Origin of the sequence: Streptomyces spectabilis, from assembly GCF_008704795.1 — a bacterium.
GTDB lineage: Bacteria > Actinomycetota > Actinomycetes > Streptomycetales > Streptomycetaceae > Streptomyces > Streptomyces spectabilis.
Genome location: NZ_CP023690.1, coordinates 828,488 through 850,266 on the forward strand (window position 1 = coordinate 828,488; position 21,779 = coordinate 850,266).

Below are 21,779 nucleotides of genomic sequence, written 5' to 3' on the forward strand. Positions count from 1 at the left end.
CTGACGGCGGGCCGGACACACACGCCTGTGCGAATTTCTCCAGGCGGAACTACCTCTTCCGGCCGGACCGCAGGAGGTCACGCCCGTCGCGCAGCAGGCCGGGGGCCAGGCTCCGGTGCTTCTTGGCCAGCGGCGGCCAGACGCGCCCCGCCAAGGGGCGGTCGTAGCGCAGGAACGTGGCCAGTGACACGTGGTCGTCGTCGGCCTGGACGACGAGGTGACCGGTCAGGAACCACGACCGGGCCTCCAGCCTGATCCAGTCCGCACCGCGGTCGGCGATCTCCCATCCGGCCACGCGGCCCCGTGCCGCCCGGAGCCGCAGACCGAGCAGCACCCGCCAGACGAACTGCCCCGAGCGGCCCGCCACATCCTCGAAGAGGGCCTTCGCCCACTCCTCCGGCGACCGGCCGGGCACCCCGCCGCTCAGCGTGAAAAGGTCCACGTAGTCGGGCCGTTCCATGGTGCTCAAGGCCAGGATCGGCGCGGGCACCGGCTGCTCCTGGCGGACGTCACCGTCTGTTCCTGATGCGACGTTCATACGTGCTCCTTCAGGTCGGTCCACGGAGTGGCATGCCACGGGTAAAGTAACGTACATACATGCCTGTATGTAAGTGAGGGTGGGCGATGACACAGCAGAAGAAGGCGGACGGCCGGCGCAGCCAGGCGGATCGGCGCGCGCAGACCCGCGGCGCCTTGCTGGAGGCGGCCGCTCGCGGCCTGTCGACGTACGGATACGCCAACTTGTCGCTGGCGCGCGTGGCCGACGAGGCCGGGTACACGCGCGGCGCGCTCTACCACCTCTTCGCCAACAAGGAAGCCCTGGCTCTCGCCGTGGTGGAGTGGGTCGGGCAGACCTGGAACGACGAGGTCGGCCGACCGGCCATGGAGGAGCCCGACCCCGTCGACGCGCTCATCGCGCTCGCGCGCGGGCACGCCGTCTACTGCCGCCGCGACGTCGCCCAGGTCATGATGACGCTGCGCGTCGAATTCACCGGGCAGGACCACCCCGTCGGCCGGGCCGTCGCGGAGGCCGTCGAACGGCTGGGCGCCGACTGCGCGGGCCTGGTCGCCGCCGGACGCGCCAGCGGCGCGATCCCTCCGGGGCCGCCGCCCGAGATGACGGCCTCCGTCTTCCTCGGCGTCGTCGAGGCGGTCGGGATCGAACTGGCCGGACAAGCCCCGTACGACACACAGCTCGCCGAGCGGGCGGTCCGGGGCGTGCTGGGCCTTTCGCCCCGCGCCGAGCCGACCACCCGCTAGATCACGCTTTGTCACCTGGCGGCCGGGCCGGTGGCGCGGGCTACGATCCGGTATGCGAGCCTCTGGAACCTTCAATGTCGCCGACTTCACCCCGGTCTCCGCGCCGAACCCGGGGATCGAGACCGCCGTGCCCGTGGCTGTCGCCACGATGGCCAAGCAGTACGAGGGCGAGGTCGTCGGGCACTCCACGACCTTGTTCACCGCCGCGGCCGACCAGGCCACCGGCACCGGTACGTACGTCGCCCTGGAGTCCTTCGAGGGGGCGCTCCACACGCGGAGCGGCACCTTCAACTTCGCGCACTCCGGGACCACCGTGGACAGCCGCAAGCAGGGCGGGTACTTCGTCATCGTCCCGGGCAGCGGTACGGGCGACCTGGCGGGGATCAGCGGGACCGGAGGCGTCGCGATCGACGAGGACGGCACACACCGGCTCTGGTTCGACTACGAAATCGGCCAGTAGCGCGGCGAATCACCGACGGAAGCGGCCGGGGCCTCCGCTCACACCTTGCGCCACCGCGCACTCGCCCATGAGAAGACACCGAAGGCCATCAGCGCCACGGCCAGGGCGACGAGCAGCCACGGCCCGGCCGCGGTGTGGCTGAAGGAACGCAGGGTGTCGTCCATTCCCTTGGCCTCGCCGGGTTCGTGCCGCACGGCGGCCACGAGGAGGAACCCGCCGGCCGTCGCGAAGGCGCACCCCCGGCCGCAGCCGCCGACCACCCCGAGCACGTCGACGGCCCGGCGCACCGGGGCGGACATCTCCCCCATCCGCAGCCGTCGGCGGTACTTGCGCAGCGCGGCCCTGCCGATCATCCACAGGCCCGCGGCCACCACGCCGAGCCCCGCGGCTCCGACGATCCACTGTCCGCCCCGCCAGTCGAGGACGGTGGCGGTGACGTCGTCGACCTGACGGTCGGAGGAGCCGCTGCCGCTTCCCTTGTCTCCCGTGACGTAGGCGAGGACCAGATAGCTGACCACTCCGTAGAAGACGAACCGGCCCGCTGACAGCAGGCGTTTGCCCGGCTTGCGCCCCTCGGGACCGACCTGCCCGAACAGGGCCTCCGAGAGGCGCCACAGCGCCATACCCACCAGGCCGAGCCCGAGGAGCCACAGCAGGGCTTCCCCGAAAGGCTTCTGGGCGAGTTCCGTCAGCGCCCCGCCCCGGTCGGCCTGCTTCCCGTCGTCGTCGGAGAGCGCGATGCGCAACGCCACCACGCCGACCAGCACATAGATCGCGCCGCGCGCCACGAATCCGGCCCGCGCCGCGACCTCCACCACCCGGCCACGGGCCACCCTTCGTGCCCGGCCTGCCCCATTTCGCACTGCCCCATCAAAGCCCATGGGGGCCGAATCCCCCGGGACCTCCCACCCATGCCCTCGACGTGCCAAAGAGGGACGCGGGCCACTCGAGGCAGGGCGACCATTCGGCACACAATGGTCCAGACCATCAGATTTCGCTTGACTATGCATGCGCTCGCAACTCTACGCGAGTAGCCACGCCCCGCCTCTTGCGACGGTCATGACCCATCTGCCAGATTCACCACAGCCTTTGATGGCATGCACGCGACAGGAATATCCATCTTTCGCGTGTACTCCTGGTCGCATACCTATGCGGCTCAGTCCTCACGAAGGACGCCCAACCCCCACACAATGGAGACGAACGTGCGAATATCCAGACTTCTCCCGGCACTCGCGGCCGTCGCACTGACCGTACTGGGGCTCGCCCCCACCGCCGCCGCACAGGCCTCGGCGGCCGAGCGCGCACCCTCCGCCCCGTCCACCACATCGGTCCAGCCGATCATCGGCGGCGGCTACGCGAGCAACGCCCCCTGGGCGGCCCGGCTCTTCTCCAACGGGCGCCAGACGTGCACCGCCACGATCATCGCCCCGACCTGGATCCTCACCGCCAAGCACTGCGTCAGCGGCGGCGGCCTCTCCTTCCGCATCGGCAGCCTCGACCAGACCACGGGCGGCACCACCGCCAACGGCGTCAGCGTCACGAACCACTCCTCGTCGGACCTGTCCCTGGTCAAGCTCGACCGCTCCGTGTCGGCCACCTACTCACCGCTCGGCCAGCCGGGTTCGGTGACCGTGGGCCAGTCCGTGCAGGTCTACGGCTGGGGCGCGACCTCCCAGTGCGGCCAGGAGATCAACTGTCAGTCCCGGCTCCTGAAGGTCGCCAACGTCACCGTCACCGGTGGCTGCCGCGACGCCTACCAGGGCCAGGCCATCTGCGCCCGCCGGGGCAACGGCATCACCGCGGGCGGCGACTCGGGCGGCCCCATGATGGCGGGCGGCGTCCAGGTCGGCGTGGCCTCCACGAGTGACCGCCAGACCACCACCGCGTACACGAACGTGACGGCGTACCGCTCCTGGATCCAGAGCGTGGCCGGCGTCTGAGCGAACCTCCCCTCCGCGCGGCGCCGCGCGGAGGGGGCACGGCCCTGTCGCCGCCCCCGGGTCAGCGACGGAAGTACAGGCGTACGACCGAGCCGTCCGGGCCGAGCCGCTCGGTCATCAGGTCGCTCAACTGCCGTACGATCCACAGGCCGTGTCCGCTCGCCGCGCGCGGTGCCGGTGGCAGATGGCCCGGGAACGCGGGCACGCGCGGGACACTGCCGTAGCCGCCGTCGGCGATCTCGCAGATCAGATACTCGGGCTCGCTCCACAGCCGCAGCACCCCGCGCCCGCCGCCGAAGCGGATGGCGTTGAGCACCGTCTCGTGCACGGCGACGACCAGGTCCTGCACGCGGCCCTCGGCGAGCGCACGGCCGCGGGCGAACTCGGTGGCGGCGGCGCGCGCCACGGCCGTCCGGCCCCGTTCGAAGGGGATCTCGGTGGACGTGCCGCCGGGCGACACGGCTGACTCGTCCAGCTCGCGCTCCGCCTCGTCGCACTCGGCGTAGAAGTCGGCCGGGGGCTCGTAGCGATCGCTGTGGAGCAATCCGCTCTCGCCGACGGCGAGTTCGGGGTGGGTGCGGCGCGCGGTGCTGATGACCTCGTCCGGCAGGACCCGGGTGTCGTACGGGCACAGGATCCAGTGTCCCGAGTCGGCGAAGGCGACGTTCAGGAGCGACTCATAGCGCATCCACTCGCGGACCTCGAAGGTGGTGCGCCCCGTCCACACCGGTTCGCCGATCACGCGCACGCGGCGGGCGCCGCCCCGCTCGCGGGCGGTGCAGTACGCGTGGTACCGGCCGAGGGTGCGCGACGGGTAGTGGTACCAGTCGAGGCAGTCGATGAACTCCACCTCGCGCGCGGCCCCGCCGAGCGCGTCCCGCAGCAGGCCGATGTTGTCGCCCGCGACGACGGCGAGGAGCGCGTCCCCCGCCTCCAGGCCCTCGTGGACGTATCCGAGGGTGCCCTCCAGGAATTCCTCGTCCGCGCCGTAGCACAGCGCCTGATGGACGAAGCCCGTTCGCGTCATAGCTCCTCATCCCCCCTGTCGACCTCCAGGCCGGGGACCACGTCCCAGCCCGTGACCCGCATGACGCGGTGGACGTGCGGGGCGACCCCGGTGAGGAGGAGGCCGCCGCCCCGCTCCCGCAGCCGCAGGCCCGTGTGGACCAGCAGACGCAGGGCACCCACGTCGATGAACGACACGTCGCGCAGGCTGAGCCGGGTGCGGCCGCCGTCGGCACGGCCCGCGGCGCGCGCGGCCTCGCCGTGCAGGGCCCGCGCCACGGCCGTGACGTTGGTGTCGTCCACCTCCCCGGACAGGGCGAGACCGGGCGGGGCGAACGTACGGGTGATGCTGAGCAGTTCGTCCCGCCAGAGGTGGTCGGCCACGGCCCGGCCCTGGTGCAGGCCCTCCACCGGCGCCCACTCGTGGACCTCGAAGACGCGGCGGTCGTAACTGCAGACCGCGAGCACGGGCAGGGCCTGAAAGACCGGGTCGAGCAGGCGCTCGGCGTCCTGGAGCTCCTTGAAGGCGTCGTCACCCGGGCCGCGGACGACCTCGAGCGCGACGCGAAGGCCGAGGTAGCCCTCGGCCACGGCGTCCTCCGCCTCCCGGCGCACCCGTTCGTCGAGGTCCCACAGCGACTCCGGCGTGCCGAACCGGGCGTCGAACCGCAGCCGCCCCGTGCTCAACGCGTCGGCCACGTCGCACCCGTGACCGCGCAGGAAGCCGAGCGCGATGTCGGGCGGCGCGCTCGGCGAGGCGAGGACGAGACCCCGGTGACCGCTGGCCAGGCCGTCCAGGAGGAACGCGGCGAGCATCACCTCGCGCTCCTCCTGAGTGTCGTATCCGAGCAGGAGGTGGTCACCGCACCTCATCTGCCCGACGGCTCTGAGTACCGGTTCCATCTCCATCCGACCCACCCCCCTTGCGCCGCACCCCCACCGCGACTACGCGGTGTGCCGGGACGGTTACACGCTACGCCGGAAACGGAGCCGCCGTAGCGGATATGGTGATCCACACCTCACGAGGGGGAGACATGTCCGCCTCAGCGCGCAACGGCAACGACCGCCTCGGCAATCTGCCCGTGGAACCCGACGCCTTCGTCGGCCGGGAGGGCGAACTGGCCCGTATCGACGGCCTGTTGGGCCGCACTCGGCTGGTGACCCTTACCGGGCCCGGCGGGGTGGGAAAGTCCCGGCTCGCGGTGCGCGCAGCCGACGGGGTCCGGGGCCGCTTCCCCGGTGGGGTGTGGCTGGTCGAGCTGTCCGCGCTCACCGATCCCGCGCTCGTGCCCGTCGCGGTCGCGCGGGCCCTCGGCCTCGCCGACGAGCCGACCCGCCCCGCGCTCGCGGCCGCCGCCGCGCGGCTGGGCGGCAAACCGGTGCTCCTGGTCCTGGACACCTGCGAGCATCTGCTGCCCGCGTGCGCCCGCGTGGCCTCCGCGCTGCTCGCCCGCGTGCCGCGGTCACGCATCCTCGCGACCAGCAGGCAGCCGCTCGCCGTGCGCGGCGAACACGTCCTCGCGGTCGGGCCCCTGCCGGTCGGCGACTCCGCGGCGGGCGGGGACGCGGTGGCGCTGTTCGCGGCGCGGGCCGTCGCGGCAGTACCGTCCTTCACCCTCACCGACGCCAACCGCCCCCAGGTCACGGCGGTCTGTGAGCGCCTGGACGGCATTCCGCTGGCCGTGGAACTGGCCGCGGTGCGGCTGCGCGGCATGTCCTTGGAACATCTTCTCGCAGCTCTCGACGCCCGCTTCGAGACGCTCACCACCAAGCCCCCCACCCGCCCCGCCCGCCATCAGGCCCTGCGGACGGCGATCGGCTGGAGCCACGAACTGTGCACCCCGCTGGAGCGCCTGCTGTGGGCCAGGCTCTCGGCGTTCGCGGGGAACTGGGACCTGGAGGCCGCCGAGTTCGTGTGCCACGGCGGCCCGCTGAGCGCCGAGCGCGTCATGGAGCACCTGACCGCGCTCGCCGACAAGTCGATCGTGACGCGGGAGCCGGGCGGGGGCGGCCCGCGCTACCGGATGCTCGACACCCTCCGCGAGTTCGGCGCCCTGTGGCTGGCCGAGCTGGGCGAGAGCGACGACGTCCGGCGCCGCCACCGCGACTACTACCGCTGGCTCGTCCGGCGCGCCGAGGCCGAGTGGCTCGGCCCCGGCCAGCGCGCCTGGGCCGACCACATGAGCGCCGAGCACGCCAACCTCCGCCGCGCCCTCGACGCCTGCCTGGCCGACCCCGACCCCACGCTCGGCCTCGAACTCGCGGGCACGCTGTGGTTCTTCTGGTTCGCCGCCGGTCACGCCGAGGAGGGCCGCGCGTACCTGGCGCGCGCCCTCGGCCGGGGCAGCGGCACGAGCGCCGAGCGGACCCTGGCCACGTGGGCCCACCGCCTCATCACCCTCACCCCGGACGACCTCGACGCCGCCGAGGACGTCGCCGCGGAGTACGTACGCCTCGCCGCCGCGCGGGGCCTGCCCCCGGCGGCGCGGATCCTGCCGCTGACCGGGGCCAGCCTGGCCGCGCGCGGCGAGTCCGCCCGCTCGGCCGTCCTGCACGGCGTGCCGGGCCCCGGCCCCGCGGGCGGCGGCGGTGCCACCTTCTTCAAGCTCACCAGCCATGCAGTGCAGGCGTATCTGCTGGCCGGTCAGGGCGCCCCGGCCCGTGCCGTCACGGCCGCCGAGCGGCTGAGCGCCGAGTGCGACAAGCACGGGGAGCTGTGGATGCGGGCGTGGGGCGACTACTACCTGGGCCTGGCCCGGCTCGGCCTCGGGGACGCCGAGTCCGCCGCCGACTGCGCGCGGGCCGCCCTCGCCGCCAAGTGGCGCATCCACGACCACCTCGGCACCGCCGCGGCCGTCGATCTCCTGGTGTGCGTCGAGGCCGCGCGCGGGCGGCCCGAGCGCGCCGCCCGTCTGCTCGGAGCCGCCGCCGAGCTGTGGCGCCGGGTGGGGCTCGCGCGGTTCGGGGACGCCGAGGCCACCGTCTTCCAGCGGGAGCAGCGGCGCAGGCTCCGCGGGGAACTGGGTGACGCGCGGTTCGGCCGCCTCCTCGGCGAGGGCCTGGCCCTGGACACCTCCGAGACCGTGGCGTTCGCCCTCGCCGAGGTGCCGGAGGCCGGGCCCTGAGCCCGCCCCGGCGCGAACCGCCCCTGGGGTCACCCCGCGTGCGCCCCGGGTCGTGCGCACTCCCCCCGCTCACCCGATCGAGCGACACCCTTTCCCTGACGGGGCTGTTGAGGGGGTTGTACCGTCCCACCGTGCTACCGCGGAGCTCGGCACGGCCCAAGCAACCACGACGACCGCACACGACTGCCGAGGTGAGCAGCCGCCATGAGTGAGCCCTGGCAACAGGACATCCTGCGCCGCCGACCAGCGCTCCCCGTGTCGCGCCGCACGGGGTGGTCCTCGCGCAGCCGCGTCCTCGCCGGACACACCGTCGTGGAGCTGCGCGGGGAGATCGACCTCGACGCCGACGCCGAACTCCGCCTCTATCTGGACGGGATGACCTGTCGGCCGTTCGTCCGCCTCGTGGTCGACCTGCGCCCGGTGACGTTCATCGACTGCGTCGGCCTCTCCCTCCTCGTCCGGGCCCATCGACGGGTGCGGGAGCGCGCGGGCAGGCTCCTGCTCGTGGGCAGCGACCCGCTGCTGCTGCGGACGCTGCGCATCACCGGCCTCGACCGGCCGCTGCCGGCCCACCCCACCCTCGACCACGCGCTGGCCGCGGGTGAGGCGTCGCCGCCTGCCGTCGAGGACGTCATGGGCGCCACCGGGAGCGAGGGGCCGTCCGTGGTGTCCCAGGGGTACGGCGAGACTCCTCAGGACCCGACCGTGTGATCCGGTGGGGTGCGTCGCCGCACCCCACCCACAACAACGTCCCCGGATGACACCGGTGCCACTGTGGGCCCGTTCATCCCTTTCGGCACTCCAGAAATCGCACAAGGAGTCGCCTTGATTCCCGGGAATAACGCGGTACAAGAAAAGGCTTTCGCCGCTACACTCGCTCACCTGGATATCCGGCTTGGGGATTTCGGGGGAGGATCACACATGGCCGATGATCCACGCTCACAAGATTCGACCGCACGGCAAGGACGCCGTCGCCCATGGGCGCGGGAAGTCCCGCCGGAGGCCGCGGAAGCCATCGTCGGAGTTCTGCAACTCCTCGGCGGCGTCGCGATCAAAATCGCTCAAGTGCCGCGCCCGTTGCAGCTCAAGAAGCTCACCTTCGACGAGGTCGTCCGCTATTTCGTGGAGGAGCGTCCGGACGTGCCTCAGGTGCACCACGGCGCTCTCCTCACCCGGCAGGGGCTTTCCTACGGATTCCCCTGCCTCCAGGTGTTCGTCGACCGCGACAACAAGCCCTGCCTGCAGCCCTCCGGGGAGCCGTACGGCAGGTTCATGGTGGCGAGGGAGCTGGACGGTGAACTCCGGGGGATGTTCGGCGGCCGGGAACTCATCATCTTCGAGTAGCACCGCACCCGGGGGCGGGGCAGTACGGGAGGAATCGATGGGGAAATGGGCGGCCGCGGCCGCCGGATTGGCCGTCGCGGTGCCGTTGCTCGTCGCGGTGTTCCGTGCGCGCAGGAGGAGGAAGCGACGGGAAACAGAGATCGACCAAGCGGAGCTGAACCGCTGGTTCCGGCGTCACCGCTGATACCGGGGCGGCCCCGCACGACGAGTTTCGTAGCCACATACGAACGACAACACGTAGCCACACACGAACGACAACAGCAGAGAAACGAACAGCATCGGGGGGAAAGACACCAATGGATCCACTCTCCCTCATCGCCGCGATCGCCTTCTTCGGCTATATCGCGGTGGTGATCGTCTCCATCACCGTGGAAATCATCACGGAATGGTTCCGGGCGCGCGGCAAGATCAAGGCGGACAACGCCAACGCGATCGCCTTCTCGCTCGCCGAGCGCATCGCCAACAAGGACTACGCGAAGGTGGGCGGGGTGTTCGACAAGACCCCGGCGGCCGCGACGACGCGGGTCGTACAGGGCTTCTTCGACGAGCGGACCGGTCGGGTGATCGAGGCACGGGCGCTCGCCAGCACCCGTCAGCCCGGTGCCGACGTGGTGCGCCACCACGCGGCGGGCCGCGGACTCGTCGTCTACACCTGAGGGGCTGCGGTGGAACCCATCAGCCTCCTCCTGCTCCTGATGGCGGGAGGCTTCGCCGCCGGAGCCGTCATCGCCCTGGTGACCTGGGACATGGTGGACAACTGGATCTCCGCGCGGGCCGTGCGGGGCGGCTATGCGGAGATCCTGTCCGAGCGCCTCACCACCGGCGACTACCACATCGTCGCAGGCATCTTCAGCCCGTACGGCGTCAGGGCGGCGACCCAGGTCTGGGACGCCCACGCCCTCGACCCCGAACTCGCCCGCAGGCTCCGCACGTCGAGGGGTGTGATCCGTGTCCAGACATGAGCGCGGCCTCGAAGAGCACGGCACGGACAACGGCTCCTGGTCCACGCCCCGGCTCTTCCTGAGCGGATTCCCCGCGGACGTTCCGGACCGGGAGCTGGTGAAGTTCAGGGTGCGTCTGTTCGCCATGCTCGGCGAGATCGTCAACCACTACCGGCCCGACCCCTTCACCCTGAGCGCCGGATACGGCACGCTGCCGCCGCGCCCCGGCCAGGAGCCCGCGCGGTGGCCCGCGGAGGAGGAGCCGCAGACACCCGCGTTCTCCACGGTCGATCCGCTGTACACCTTCGACCAGCTGGTCCTGCCCGAGGAGACGGTCGACAGGCTGCTCGACTGCGTCTCGCTCGTCGAGGTGGCCCCGCTCGTCTTCGACACCTGGAACCTGCGCTCGATCGAGCCCCATCCGTCCACGGCGGTCAACTTCCGGGGCCCGCCCGGCACCGGCAAGACCATGGCCGCCCACGCCATCGCGCACCGGCTCGGCCGGCGCATCCTCAGCTGCCGCCTCTCGGACCTGGAGAGCAAGTACCACGGCGACGGTCCCAAGAACCTCGCCGCGCTGTTCGCCGCGGCCAAGGAGCAGCACGCGGTCCTCTTCGTCGACGAGGCCGAGTCGCTGCTCTCGCGCCGGTTCGCCCAGCCCCAGCAGGCCGCCGAGAGCGCCATCAACTCCATGCGGACCGAGCTCCTCATGGCGCTCGACACCTTCCAGGGCCTGGTGATCTTCGCGAGCAACCTGCCGCACAGCTACGACGCGGCCGTCGAATCCCGGCTGCTGCACGTCGACTTCGTCCTGCCCGACCACGCGGCCCGGCGCCGGATCTGGCAGACCCATCTGCCCGCCGAGCTGCCCGTGCACGACGACGTCTCGCTGGAGGAGCTGGCCGACGTCGGCGACGTCTCGGGCCGGGACATCAAGCTGGCGGTCATCCTCGCCGCGGTCGGCACGGCCCGTCGCCGCCAGGACGCCGTCACCCGGGACAGCCTGCTCACCGCCCTCAAGGAACAGCGCACTCCCCCGCCCTCGCCACCGGCGCCGGACGAGTCGGGTGCCGAACTCTCCGACGAGGGCAAGCGGTCGGTCGCCGAACAGCTGCGCCGACGCCTCGCGGACGCGAAGGCCGACAGCGGCGCGGGGCACGAGGGCGCGAGCGGCACGGACGGAGGTGACGCGGAGACCCCGGCCTGAGCCGGGCCGGGACACATATGCGCACGACGGCCCGCGGGCCCGGCCGGACCCGCGGGCTCAGCCGTTGTCCTCCTCGGGGTCGTCCGGCGTGAGCGAGGGGCCCAGGTACAGCAGGCGGTTGGGCGAGCCGGGGCCGACCGTGAGGACGTCGGGCGTGGCAGCGTCGATGATCCGCTGCTTGAGGACGGCCGGGGTGCTCGCCGCGTCGTCGTCCAGGGCGAGCAGGACGGCCCCGGTGGTGTAGGGAGCGGCGAAGGACGTGCCGTTGACCGTGGCGGACCCGCCGCCCATCCGCGCGGCGAGGACCTGGTGCCCGGGGGCGTAGAGGCTCACGCAGCGGCCGTAGTTGCTGGTGGCGGACTGGATGTCGCCGCGCGTGCTGTTGCCGACCGCCAGGACGCTCGCCGCGCGCGCGGGCGAGCGAAGGCAGGCGTTGCCGCCCTGGTTGCCCGCGGCGGCGACGGTCAGGATGCCGTGGTCCTTCGCGAGCTTGTCGACGGCCGCGTCGGTGGTCGGGAACAGCGGCGAGCTGAGCGAGGAGTTCACCACCGCCGCCGGGACCGCGTTCTTCGCGACCCACTCGTAGCCCGCGAGCAGGCCCTCGCTGGTGCCCCTGTTCTCGCAGTTGAGAACCCGCACCGACACCAGTCTGGCCTTCCGCGCCACCCCGTGGACGGCACCGCCCGCGAGGGAGGCGACGCTGGTGCCGTGGCCGTAACAGTCCTTGCCGTCACCGCCGAAGGCGTCGTAGCCCAGCGTCGCCCGGCCCTCGAAGTCCGCGTGGTCGAAGTCGATGCCGCTGTCGAGGATGTACGCGGTCGTGCCCTCGCCGTCCTCACCGGGTGTGAAGGTTCCGTCGAGCGGCAGCCGGCGCTGGTCGATCCGGTCCAGGCCCCACGACGCGGTGGGGTCCGCCACGCGTCTCCAGGTCGTGCTGCGCGGGCCGGAGATGATGCCGACCTGCTCCACCGCCGCCACGCCCGGAAGGCGCCGTACGGTGCGCAGCTGCCGCGGGGTCAGGTCGGCGGAGAAGCCGTTGAGCACCTCGCGGAAGGTCTGCCGCACCGGGAGGCGCCACTGCTCCGCCGCGCGGTCGGACGGCACGCTCGGATCCAGAGTGACGATGTACCGGCCGGGCAGGGCGTGGTCCGCCTCGTGCAGGGGGGCGGGTGCCCGCTGTCCGGCCGTCGCCCCGGGGGCGGTCACGAGGCCGGTCGCGAGGGCTGCGGTGGCGAGGGCGGTGGCGGCGACGCGCCGGGGTGGTCGGGGCATGAGGTGCTCCAGGTGAGGGGGCTGGTGCGGACCGCACGGCCGACAGGCCGCTCTGTATCTCTCACCGGGGCGCGCCCGGGTCTACCCGCCATCCCTCCGATGGCGCACGCCCCCTTGGCCCACAGGGCGGCAGCGCCCTGCGCCACGCGTGCGACCGAGGAGCGGGACGGGCGCCCGTACGGCCAGGAGCGGGATCCGGCCTTGCTGGGGCGGGCATCGACAGGGGCGTCGGCGGGGTCTCGCGCACGGCCGCGAACGGGCGGCGGCCGTCCTCGGCGCCCGTACCGCCGACGATCGCGGGCGCAGCGCCCTGCACGACGAGCCGCGCCACATCCGGCACGCGGCGCTGACCGACCCGTCCGACGGCTGAGCGCCCTGCCGCGCCTCCGCGACGCACGGTGCCTTTGGGGTGACACCCCCGGGATCCCCGCCGCTCCCGGGGCCCGGCCCTTTAAGATTCCACCGTTCCGCCGCACAGCCAGGAGGTGCCGATGTCCGCACCGGAGAAGCCCCGCCTGCTGGTCTCCTTCGACCAGTACCTGCCGTATGTGTCCTCCGAGCAGACCGGAGCACTGTGGAAGCTGGCGGAGGAGCGGCGGCAGCTCGACGCCAACCTCATCAGACTGCCTCCCGACGGCGGTGTGGCGGCCCATGTGGAGCACGCCCTGGACGTCCTCCTGCTCGTCGTCGCGGGCGACGGCCAGCTGGACTCCGACGGCGAGCAGCTCGCCCTTGCCGCCGGGTCCGTGGTGTGGCTGCCGCGCTCGTCCCGGCGCGCGCTCGGCGCCGGGGCACACGGCCTGGTCTATCTGACCGTGCACACGCGCCGCCCCGGCATGAGCGTCGTCGGCACCGCGGCCTCGGCCGTCACCGTACGCGAGGGCGGCGAGGCCCCGTGCTCCCTGGACCGGGTCTGCCCGGAGTGCGGCACGATGCGGGCCGAGCCGGGGGCGCCCTTCTGCGCGTGGTGCGGCGAGCGGGTGTCCGCCGCGGGCTGATTCCGGTTCCGGCACACGGCTCAGGACTGCTCCGGCAGGTCGGCCGGGGTGCGGCCCAGGACGAGCTGGTCGAAGAGGGCGCCGCCGCCGATGGTGCGCAGGCTGAGGCTCCGGACGCGGAAGTCGGCCTGGGTGCGGGTGAGTTCCCACAGGTCCAGGCGTACGGTCGTCCAGGCTCGCGGTGGGGTGGGGAAGTTGACCTGGGCCAGGACCGCGGCGTCCGGCCAGGTGGAGGAGCCGGCGAGGACCACCACGGCGGGGGCGTTCCAGGCGAGGCCGAGCCGCAGGCCCATGACGCTCGTGGCGGACCCGGTCGCCTTCCAGGCGAACTGGAAGTACCGGTACTGGCCCGGCTCGGGGTGCTCCGCGATCTGGAAGTCCCACTCGGGGATCACATGGCCGAACGGCGCGAAGTACTGGGGGTGCGCGACGGCTTCCGAGACGCCGTCGGTGACGTCGAGGCGGACGCAGGTGCCTCCCTCGGGGCGGGCGTCGCCCCGCTGGAACGAGAGCGCACCGTGGAAGAGCGTCCGCAGATCGCTCTCCCGGTCCTCGAAGAGGGTCGCCCGGCACTGCTTGTCGATGACGTCCCGGTGGGAGTTGCCCAGGACCGCGCCGTGGAAGGCCAGTTCACCCATGCGGAGGTTGCCCACGGGCCAGGCGCTGCCGCCGGTCGTCACGAACCGGAACCAGGACGCCACCAGCGGCGTGGTGAACAGGTGCGTGTGCACGGCTCGGTCGGACAGGAGCATCGGCCCGTCGACCCAGCGTCCGGCGCGGGTGTCCCACCACTGGAGCCGGACGTCGCGCAGCCATGACTCGGGGTGCGCGGGGTCCTCGGCGATCGTGACGCCGTCGAGGCGCAGCAGGGTCCGGTAGGTGTCGACGGTCAGCTCGAACTTGCCGTGCCAGCCGCTGTCCACGGAGTTGATGACCCACCAGGGCAGCCAGGGCCTCGCGGGCGCCGTGCCGCTGCCGTCGAGCAGGATGGCGGTGTCGTTCTGCTGCGAGAGGTAGATCTCCTGGTCCCGGTCGAGGAGCCGGGTGCGGAAGACGACTCCCGTCCGTTTGAGCAGGTTGTCCGTCAGAGGGTGCGGGGTGGCGGCGGAGTTGCCCCAGGTGCGGCGCACCAGCGGGGTCGGGTCCGGGGCCCGCAGTCTGGGCCGGATGTCCTGCTCGGTCGGGGTGAGCCTGCTCTGCCAGCGCGGCCGCAGGTCGGGGCGGTAGCGGACGACGGTGCCCATCCAGGTCGCGGCGAGGAGGTCGCCGCCGGGCAGCCAGGCCGGGACCGGCAGCGCCTTCAGGTCGGCCGTGCCGACGACGGCGCCCTGACGGGTCAGGACGGCCAGGGTGCCCAGCTCGCTGCCGACGGCGACACGGGTGCCGTCGGGCGAGACTCGGGGGCGGCGCAGCAGGTCGTCGCCGGTGTACGTCCACAGGAGCCCGCCGTCGGCGCCGAAGACCTTCAGCTGCCGGTCCTTGGTGACGGCGATGAGGGATCCGTCGCCGGAGACAGAGACCTCGTCGGCGGCGGCCGGGACGGTGTTGCGCAGGGCTCCGCCCCGGATGACGTAGAGTCGGCCGCCCTCGGTGTCCGACCAGATCACGACGGTGCTCCGGTCGCGGCTGACCACGCCGCCGCCGAAGGCGCCGATGTCGGCGACGTGCAGCGACCACAGCGTCGCCCCGTCCGCCGCCGCGAGACCGGTGATCCGGCCGCCCGCGAAGGTGATCAGGGTGGCGTTGTCGGCGGCGAGGAGCCGCAGCGGTGCGCGCCGGTGCTCGGCCCACCACTGGTGCGCCCAGCGCTCGGCGCCGGAGCTGTCCCAGAGGGCCAGGCCGAGATCGCCGCAGGTGGCGACCCAGGAGCCGTCGGGTGCCACGGCGAAGTTGTTCAGGCCGAGGTCGTAGCCCCATTCGCCGCGCGCCCAGTTGGTGGCCCGCTTGGGCAGCCCGAACAGGGCGAAACGGCGCCGGGCCGTGCCCGACGCCGGGTCCAGGAGGTACAGGTGGTAGCCCTCGGCGCTGAGCACGTCGAAGCCCTGCGCGGCGAACCCGCCCGCGTGGGCGACGGGACCGTAGGCGAAGTGGTGCCCGACGCGCTGCCGCCAGGTCGTGCGGCCGGTGGCGAGGTCGATGCCGTGGACGTTGTGGTCCCAGTTGAAGGTGGTGAGCGCCGCGCTCCTGCCGTCCGCCGCGACGGCGATGTCGCGGACGTGCGGGCCGAAGGCGTCCTCTGACGCCGTCGGCAGCGGGCCGTGCACCACCGGTACGACGGCGTAGAGCCTGCCGGGCACGGAGCGCAGGTCGGCGGTGAACTCGTCGCCGAGCAGCGTGGTGACGGGCTTGCCGGTGAGCAGGTCGACCACCTGATGCAGCAGGGGCAGGCGCACCTTGATCCTGGCCATGACGGGGATCCGGTGGGCGCACAGCAGGCCCACGCGCCAGGCGAGGCCCGGCTCCCAGTCGAGCAGGGTGTTGTTGACGACCCAGAGGTAGCGGACGCCGCCCGCGGTCCATTCGCTGAGGTGCACTTCCGGGTTGTCGACGCACTCGGAGGAGGGCGTCACGGCGCTCAGTGCGGTGCGCAGCGTGGCGGCCTGCTCCAGGAAGAGCGTGCGCAGTGCCGCGTAGGCGGCGTCGTTGTTCTGGATGGGCTGCTGGTAGGCGTCCTTGTTCTGCTGCTGGGTCTTCTCCACGTGGTCGAAGCCGATGGGGAGCCGGGTGGAGCCGGTGACCCGGTCCGGGTGGCAGGTGGCGTCGGCGAACACCGGTACGCCGGCTGCCGCGACGGCCGCCGCCAGGGGCGGGTCGAGCTCCACGGTCTGGCCCACGACGAGCACCGCCTGGTAGCGGCTCAGCACCTCGGCGTCGGCGTCCTCGGCGCACACGAAGGACGCCGGGCGCTGCGCGTACAAGCACGCGCAGTACGCCTCGTAGAGCCGCTGGAAGTAGACGCCCGCGTACTGCCCTTCGTTGAACTCGATGCGCTGCATGCGGGTGGACACGACGATGGCGACGGGGTCGGTGCTCCGCGCCCCCGCGGTGACCGGGCCGAGGCGGGCGCACAGGTCGAACAGGGCGCGCAGGACGGAGGTCTTGCCCGCGCTGCCGCTGCGCGGGTCGCCCGGGACGCCGCCGCTGCCGCCTGCGCGCTCGTCCTGGGCGTCGGCTCCCTCCAGGTGCTCGGCCCCGATGTCGGTGACCATGCCCGTGCCGTGCGCGCCTCGCATCACCTGCTGGAGGAGCGTCGGCATGATCATTCCGCCGGTGCCGTCGTCGTTCCCCAGCTCGGGGTGGCCCCAGGCGGGTCGGCCCGGTCGGCGGTAGAAGTCGACCATGTGCCGGGTGACCAGCGGTGCCTGGATCTGCTCCGCCTGGAAGTGCAGGTCGACCTCGTCGGCGCCGGTGAACACGAGCTGCGGCGGGGCCTGCCGTTCGCGGTAGGGGCCGGTGATCGCGCCGACGCCGTTCGGCATGAGCGACTTCAGGACGGTGCGGAAGTGGTCCGCGGCCGCGCGCTTGTGGGCGAAGGTCCGGTCGCTGACGGTGTCCAGGACGGCCGACCAGGCTCCGTTCGCCGTCTGCGCCTGGGCCAGGGCCTTTCGGTAGGCGGCCAGCTCGGCGGGGTCCTTCGCGGCGGCCTCGCCGATGGCGCCCGCCCACTGCCACCAGTTGGCGCCCCAGGTCCAGCCCCTGAAGGCGGCGTACGGCAGGAACTTCTCGGTGACCGCCGTCAGGTCGGCGTCGAGCTGCGGCAGGGTCCGGCGTTCGAAGTTCTTCGGGGTGCCCTTGGGGAGGAAGGGCACGTAGGCGTCGTTCGCCAGCAGGATGGCCTGGGTCTCCATCCCGTACGCGCCATAGGCGGCGACGGCGCGGCGGCGCGGGTCCTCGACCAGGGCCTTGGCGGGGGCGACGCCGTCGCGGGCCTGCGTCAGACGAGCCACCAGGTCGAGGCCGATGCCCTGGTGGATGCCCTGGTCGGCGCGGACCTCCCCGTAGGCGCCGGGCTCGGCGCGGTCCACGAAGAGGTTGATGCCGAGCGTGCGCGCCCGCGCCACGTACGCCGCGGTCGTCTCCGGCGCGTCCCTGAACTCCGGCAGGTCGCCGCCCCCGCGGACCTGGTGCGTCGCCCGGGGGTCCGCCGGGAAGCCCTGGGCGTAGATGTCGCCGTACTGCGTGATGTGGTAGCCGGGCCGCTCGGCGAGGCCCGGTCCGATCTCCAGGTGCTGCGGGGCGACGGTGAAGCCCTGAACGTCGGCGTCGAGCAGGTGCCGGCCCGGTTCCAGGCCACGGGTGACGTCCGCGCCGAAGGCCAGCGTGCCGGTGCCGTCCGATCCCAGGGTGACGACCTGCGCGGCGACCTCCTGGCCTGCGCGCAGGAGCCGGACGCGGACGGACGCGGGCAGTTGCGTCCCCGCCGCCGCCCGGGCGCAGACCGTGATCTTCTCGGCGGACGCGCCCTCGGTGCTGCCGAGCGGTTCGCCCCGGCCGTAGTGGAAGCGGTTCGACGGGGTCCAGATCGACACCGTGCCGCGTGCGTTCGGCTGACGCACCTCGACGATGCCGTCGACGGCGTACTCGCTGTAGCGGCCGTCGGTGTCGGCCGTCACCCGCAGCTGGTACAGGCCCCGGGCGTCGGCGGGCGGGGTGACTCCACCGGCGGTGAGCGGCAGTTCGGTGAACTCCGGTACGCCGAGGGGCCGCAGCCACACCTTGAGACGGGGCCTGCTCGGCCAGCGCCCCGGGTCGTGGGCGATGGTCAGCGGCATCCGCGCCCCGGCCGTCCAGACGTCCGCGTCGTACGTCACCGTCAGCCGCTCGACGTCGGCGGAGGTCCGGGCGATCAGTGCCCCGGTGTCCAGGTCGTAGCGCTCGAAGAGGGTCACGTGGTCCCGGCGCGCGAGCGGGGTCACCTGGTCCGAGCGGCGGACGAGGAACTCCCTGCCGCGGACCCTGAGGTCCGTGACGTCGTGGTCGGTGTCGGGCAGGGCGAGGACGCGGGTGCCGGTCCTGGTCCCGTCGAGGTCGTGGATCTGTACCTCGCGGCCGCCGGTCAGGACGTAGAGGTGGCCGTCGTCGGACACGTCGTAGCCGCTGAGGACAAAGCCGACGGGCTTGGCCCGCACCGGGTTCCCCACGGGCGTGCCGTCGAACGTGCACATCCGGATCACCCCGGACTGCCACGCGGTGACGAGCAGCCCCCGCTCCTCCGCCACGCGCAGGCCGACCGTCTGTCTGCGGTCCGTGGGGTCGCTGCTCAACCGGCTCAGGTCGATGGTGTCCACCACCATCCCGCCCGGCCTGGCCGGATTCAGCCGAAGCACCCGCAGGGCGTGCTGGTCCATCGCGTAGAAGTCGCCGGACGGGCCCGCTTCCACCGCGGGAGGGGCGAAGTAGCCGTCCGTGTCGTTGACCGTGAACTCGTCGAAGGTGCCGAGGGGGCGGAAGTCGGCGTCCCAGAACGCCACCCGGTGGTTGAAGTGGTGCTCCGCGGTGGCGATCGTGCCCGCGCCGTTGGCCGTCACCGCGAGCAGCGAGTTCCCCGCCTTGCCCACGCGGGTGGTCGATCCGTCCGGGGCGAGCCGCAGGACCACGCTGGCGGGGAAGGCGGAGCTCGCCACGTACACGTTCCCGTCCCTGCCGATGCCGAGGCGGGCCGCCCACGGCTCGAACTTCGGGTCGTGCCGGGGAATGATCTGCTGCAGCGTCCTCGTCGTTCCCACGCGGCCTACCCCCTTGTGGTCGCCCCGCATGCGGCACCCCCGTGGTGGTTGCCGGGGATATCGATCAGGCTCGCATGGGGCGATCGGGGCCGTTGTCACCCGATGGGGTGACGTTGCAAGTTGGCCGATATTGCGCGCGGCAGTACGACTGCTCTTGCGCGCGGCGGTACGACGGCCCGGAGGCGGCCCCGGTGGGCCGCCTCCGGGCGGGTCACGTGGGCCCGGGCGTCAGGGCTTCGGGGCGGGTGTGGCCGGGCAGGTGGCATCGCGTGCCGGCAGCTTGCCGGTGAGCAGGTAGCGGCTGCCGTGCTTGTCGACGCAGGAGTTGGCGTCGAACAGGAACTGGCCGTGGTTGCCGCCGCCCGCGACGACCAGGCGCGAGCCCTTCAGGGCCGTGTGCATCCGGCGCGCGCCCGCCAGCGGCGTCGCCGCGTCGTCCTTGGCCTGGAGCAGCAGCGGGGGCGGCACCTTCACCGCACCGATCTTCACCGGCGTTGTGGGCCTGGCCTTCCAGAACGCGCAGGGGGCGCTGTACCAGGTGTTCAGCCAGCCGAACAGGGGCGCCTTGCGGGCCGAGGCGCGCGTGTCCGCGCGCCAGGTCTTCCAGTCCCGGGGCCAGGGGTCGTCCACGCACGAGTAGGCGAGCATGGCCGGGTTGACTCCGCCTTCGGCGAGCTGGTCGGTGGCCGAGAGCAGCCCGCCCGCGTCGCCGCGCCGGTAGTCGGACACGGACCGCGCCAGGTCGCCCCACATCAGGTCGGTGTACATGGCGGAGGCCAGCAGGTCGTCCAACTCGGCGCTCCCGGCCCGCCCTCCGGCCGGCCGGGCGTCGAGCTTCTTGCGGGTCGCTTCCCAGGCGGCGGCCACCTTCGCGCGACTGGTGCCCAGGTGGTAGGTGCGGTCGTGCTCGGCGGTCCAGGCGAAGAACTGCTCGGCGCGGTGCTGCAGCGCGGTGTTCTGCTGGAACTGGGACGTGTAGGAGCTCGCGGTCGGGTCCATCACGCTGTCCAGGACCATCCGCCCGGTGCGCTTCGGGAAGAGCGTCGCGTACGTGGCCCCGAGGCGGGTGCCGTACGAGTAGCCGAGGTAGTCGAGCTTGGACTTGCCGAGCGCGGCCCGGATGCGGTCCATGTCCCGGGCTGCGTTCTCGGTGGTCATGTGCGGCAGGAGGGCGCGGGAGTGCTTCTGGCACTGCTCGGCGACCTTGCGGGCGACGGTCAGCCGCTTCTTCTCCTGGCCGGCGTTCGCGGGCGTGTAGGGAAGGGCCGGGTGCTTGGTGAGCTTGCCGGTGTCGCCGCAGGAGACCGGGGTGCTGGCGCCGATGCCGCGCGGGTCGAAGCTGACGACGTTGTACTTCTCCGCGACCTTCTGGGGCAGCGAGCTCCACACCAGCTTGGCGACGCCGATGCCGGACTCGCCGGGGCCTCCCGGGTTGACCACGAGGGTGCGCGGGGCGTTGCCCGCGCCCGCGATGGACAGCGTCAGCTTGATCTGGCGGCCGTCCGGCTTCTTGTGGTCGAGCGGCACCTTGAGCGTGGAGCAGTAGGTGCCGCGCGGCGCGTCGGTCCCGGCGGGACAGGTGCCCCAGCGCGGTCCTGCCGCCGGGGCCGCGGCGTGCGCCGTCGCGGGCATCCCCACGGCGAGCAGGCTCAGGGCCCCGGCGACGGCGGCGGTGCCGCCGACGATGCGCTTCGGTCTCATGTGCTGTCTTCCCGTCAACTCGATGGCTCTCGGCAGGGAGGACGGTGGAAACAGGTGCCGGGTTTCCCGAGAAAAGTCGAGAAAAGTGTTGTCCCCAGGACCTCCGCCCGGTCTCCCCTACGTCGGACCTACCGACGACCACCACAGAGCGGAGCGGACATGCACCTGGGCAACGAGACCACCGACGAGGGGCGCGGCCGGCACGGACGGAGCCGTCGCGGGCCGAAGGTACGCGTTCTGGCGGGCGGGGCCGCGGCGGCCGCCGCGCTCGCGTCGGTGGGTACGTTCGCGCTGGCGGACACCTCCGGCGCCGAGAAGCCGAGCGCCGCCCCACGGGCCGAGAAGCCGCACAAGCGCCCGGCGCTCAGCAAGACCGCGCGGTACCAGAAGCAGCTCCTGTCCCTCGTCAACGCCGAGCGGGCGAAGGCGGGTTGCAGGCCGTTGCGGCTCGACCGCCGGGTGCAGGCCGCCGCGCAGGCCCACGCGAAGGACATGGCGGCGCGGAACTACTACGAGCACACCAGCCCCGAGGGCAGGAGCGCGGGCGACCGCATGCGCAAGGAGGGCTACCGGGCCGGGGCATGGGGCGAGAACATACACAAGGGGCCGAAGGGCCCCAAGACCGCCATGCGTGACTGGATGCGCAGCTCGGGGCACCGCGCCAACATCCTCAACTGCGCGTACAAGGACTTCGGCGCCGGTGTGAGCCTGAAGGCCAACGGCCCCTGGTGGGTGCAGAACTTCGCCACCAAGCTCTGACGCCGGGGCACACCGGCCCGGTGCGGTCAGGACCGTGCGGA

Annotated in this window: 18 protein-coding genes; 11 read left to right on the forward strand and 7 right to left on the reverse strand. The window is 72.6% G+C overall.

Features of this window, described 5'->3' with window-relative positions; all coding sequences use genetic code 11:
* Positions 1-49: 49 nt before the first annotated feature.
* Positions 50-538: a hypothetical protein gene (locus tag CP982_RS03505; protein WP_229878835.1), complete on the reverse strand. Its 489-nt coding sequence runs from the start codon at positions 536-538 to the stop codon at positions 50-52.
* Positions 539-624: 86 nt separating this feature from the next.
* Here CP982_RS03505 and CP982_RS03510 point away from each other — a divergent pair, with 86 nt between their 5' ends.
* Entirely contained in the window at positions 625-1,260 is a 636-nt protein-coding gene (locus CP982_RS03510) for a TetR/AcrR family transcriptional regulator (protein WP_150509105.1), read from the forward strand.
* Between the two features lie 52 nt (positions 1,261-1,312).
* Positions 1,313-1,720 (forward strand): DUF3224 domain-containing protein, encoded by a 408-nt coding sequence (locus CP982_RS03515; protein ID WP_150509106.1) that lies wholly within the window; start codon positions 1,313-1,315, stop codon positions 1,718-1,720.
* 38 nt (positions 1,721-1,758) lie between these two features.
* On the opposite strand, the gene CP982_RS03520 is transcribed toward CP982_RS03515, so the two are convergent.
* Positions 1,759-2,601: a DUF1206 domain-containing protein gene (locus CP982_RS03520; RefSeq protein WP_260422683.1), complete on the reverse strand. Its 843-nt coding sequence runs from the start codon at positions 2,599-2,601 to the stop codon at positions 1,759-1,761.
* Positions 2,602-2,922: 321 nt separating this feature from the next.
* Here CP982_RS03520 and CP982_RS03525 point away from each other — a divergent pair, with 321 nt between their 5' ends.
* Positions 2,923-3,660 carry a S1 family peptidase gene (locus CP982_RS03525; RefSeq protein WP_184924728.1) on the forward strand — a complete coding sequence of 246 codons (738 nt, stop codon included), beginning with the start codon at positions 2,923-2,925 and terminating at the stop codon, positions 3,658-3,660.
* A gap of 61 nt (positions 3,661-3,721) precedes the next feature.
* Here CP982_RS03525 and CP982_RS03530 read toward each other — a convergent pair whose 3' ends face one another.
* Positions 3,722-4,687 (reverse strand): sensor histidine kinase, encoded by a 966-nt coding sequence (locus tag CP982_RS03530; protein ID WP_150509109.1) that lies wholly within the window; start codon positions 4,685-4,687, stop codon positions 3,722-3,724.
* Positions 4,684-5,574 (reverse strand): MEDS domain-containing protein, encoded by an 891-nt coding sequence (locus tag CP982_RS03535; RefSeq protein WP_150509110.1) that lies wholly within the window; start codon positions 5,572-5,574, stop codon positions 4,684-4,686. Before CP982_RS03535 ends, CP982_RS03530 begins: the two co-directional genes overlap by 4 nt.
* Before the next feature lie 125 nt (positions 5,575-5,699).
* Between CP982_RS03535 and CP982_RS03540 the strand changes: the two genes are divergently transcribed.
* From CP982_RS03540 to CP982_RS03565, 6 genes are all read left to right on the forward strand, one after another.
* Complete coding sequence (locus tag CP982_RS03540) at positions 5,700-7,790, forward strand: ATP-binding protein (protein WP_150509111.1); 2,091 nt, start codon at positions 5,700-5,702, stop codon at positions 7,788-7,790.
* Between the two features lie 204 nt (positions 7,791-7,994).
* Complete coding sequence (locus tag CP982_RS03545) at positions 7,995-8,501, forward strand: STAS domain-containing protein (protein ID WP_150509112.1); 507 nt, start codon at positions 7,995-7,997, stop codon at positions 8,499-8,501.
* A 354-nt stretch (positions 8,502-8,855) separates the two neighbouring features.
* Positions 8,856-9,134 carry a hypothetical protein gene (locus CP982_RS03550; protein WP_150509113.1) on the forward strand — a complete coding sequence of 93 codons (279 nt, stop codon included), beginning with the start codon at positions 8,856-8,858 and terminating at the stop codon, positions 9,132-9,134.
* A gap of 296 nt (positions 9,135-9,430) precedes the next feature.
* Positions 9,431-9,790: a hypothetical protein gene (locus CP982_RS03555; protein ID WP_150509114.1), complete on the forward strand. Its 360-nt coding sequence runs from the start codon at positions 9,431-9,433 to the stop codon at positions 9,788-9,790.
* A 9-nt stretch (positions 9,791-9,799) separates the two neighbouring features.
* Positions 9,800-10,096, forward strand: coding sequence for a hypothetical protein (locus CP982_RS03560; RefSeq protein WP_150509115.1), 297 nt, complete (start codon positions 9,800-9,802; stop codon positions 10,094-10,096).
* On the forward strand, positions 10,083-11,282 hold the full coding sequence (locus CP982_RS03565; RefSeq protein ID WP_229878836.1) for an ATP-binding protein: 1,200 nt from the start codon (positions 10,083-10,085) through the stop codon (positions 11,280-11,282). The genes CP982_RS03560 and CP982_RS03565 overlap by 14 nt, the downstream gene beginning before the upstream one ends.
* A 57-nt stretch (positions 11,283-11,339) precedes the next feature.
* On the opposite strand, the gene CP982_RS03570 is transcribed toward CP982_RS03565, so the two are convergent.
* Positions 11,340-12,554 carry a S8 family peptidase gene (locus CP982_RS03570; protein WP_150509116.1) on the reverse strand — a complete coding sequence of 405 codons (1,215 nt, stop codon included), beginning with the start codon at positions 12,552-12,554 and terminating at the stop codon, positions 11,340-11,342.
* A 491-nt stretch (positions 12,555-13,045) separates the two neighbouring features.
* Here CP982_RS03570 and CP982_RS03575 point away from each other — a divergent pair, with 491 nt between their 5' ends.
* Positions 13,046-13,552 carry a hypothetical protein gene (locus CP982_RS03575; RefSeq protein ID WP_150509117.1) on the forward strand — a complete coding sequence of 169 codons (507 nt, stop codon included), beginning with the start codon at positions 13,046-13,048 and terminating at the stop codon, positions 13,550-13,552.
* Positions 13,553-13,572: 20 nt separating this feature from the next.
* Here CP982_RS03575 and CP982_RS03580 read toward each other — a convergent pair whose 3' ends face one another.
* Positions 13,573-19,278 (reverse strand): outer membrane protein assembly factor BamB family protein, encoded by a 5,706-nt coding sequence (locus tag CP982_RS03580; protein ID WP_150509118.1) that lies wholly within the window; start codon positions 19,276-19,278, stop codon positions 13,573-13,575.
* A 228-nt stretch (positions 19,279-19,506) separates the two neighbouring features.
* Entirely contained in the window at positions 19,507-20,979 is a 1,473-nt protein-coding gene (locus CP982_RS03585) for an alpha/beta hydrolase (protein ID WP_150509119.1), read from the reverse strand.
* 159 nt (positions 20,980-21,138) lie between these two features.
* Here CP982_RS03585 and CP982_RS03590 point away from each other — a divergent pair, with 159 nt between their 5' ends.
* Entirely contained in the window at positions 21,139-21,738 is a 600-nt protein-coding gene (locus CP982_RS03590; RefSeq protein ID WP_150509120.1) for a CAP domain-containing protein, read from the forward strand.
* Positions 21,739-21,779 lie beyond the last annotated feature (41 nt).